Below are 1,010 nucleotides of genomic sequence, written 5' to 3'. Positions count from 1 at the left end.
CTAGATGAATGAGTCCAAGGGGTGTCGTTGCGGTCAGTGATCGTAGGCGGTGAGTGATCGCTTGACCGGCTGATTGGTCTTGTCGTTGTGCCAGATCGCCGCTGTGAGCGCGAGGATCCGGCACAGGATGCGGGCCGCGACTCCTGCCGGGCTCTTGCCGCCGTGTCGTTCCAGGTCGAGTTGCCCCTTGAACGTCTGGTTGATCGACTCGATGACCTGCCGCAGCGGCTTGAACAGGTGTGCGCCGGCCCGCTCGGTCTCCCCCTTGCGGGCAGGTCGCAGCAATTCCAGGTGACGCTCGGTGAGGTCGTGCTCGAACTCGCGGCCGTAGTAGTTCTTGTCGCCGATGATCGTCTGGCCGGGGTGGGAGGCGGCGACGTCTGGTGCGGTGTCGAGCATGTCGCGCAGCGTCTCGCGCTCGTCGGCCTTCGCGCCGGTGAGGGCGAAGAGAACGGGCAGGCCGCCGAGCGTGCACACCAGGTGCAGCCGCAGCCCCCAGAAGTACCGGGAGTGCGACGCGCAGTAGCCGTACTGGGCCCAGCCCGCCAGGTCCGATCTCTTGGCCGTCTCACGGGAGCAGCCGCACCCGACCGGCGTGGAGTCGACCAGCCACACGTCGTCGCTCCACAGTGTGGTGTCTCGCGCGAGGGTCCGGATCATGCTGGTGACCAGCGAGGACGCGTTGCGTAGTCGCTTGTTGTAGCCGGACTGCTGGGGTACGTAGGGGAACAAGCGGCCGAAGTCCCGCGCGACGCGGCGAAGCCAGCGCCGCTCGGAGGTGTAGCCGAGCAGCGCCGACATCACCGCGAGGGTGACCAGTTCGGCGTCACTGAGCGTGGGCGCGATACCGACGGTCGGGCGCCGCGGGGCCAACCACGGCGAAGCCTTCAACTCGTCGTCGATCCGGGCATAGAGTGCTGTCGCGAGGGTGTCCAGGTCTGTCTTCACACACTGACATTGGACGCCCTCGTCCTATGTCCGCAGGCCATCCCTTGGACTCATTCATCTAG

General features: G+C 66.3%; 1 protein-coding gene. It reads right to left on the bottom strand.

Translation table 11 applies throughout. The annotated features are described in order from the left end of the window. Positions 1 to 33: 33 nt before the first annotated feature. Positions 34 to 948, bottom strand: coding sequence for an IS982 family transposase (locus NLX86_RS34245; protein WP_254375724.1), 915 nt, complete (start codon positions 946 to 948; stop codon positions 34 to 36). Positions 949 to 1,010 lie beyond the last annotated feature (62 nt).

The organism is Streptomyces sp. A3M-1-3 (assembly GCF_024213665.1).
Taxonomy (GTDB): Bacteria; Actinomycetota; Actinomycetes; order Streptomycetales; family Streptomycetaceae; genus Streptomyces.
This window is presented reverse-complemented; position numbering and strand designations above follow the sequence as displayed.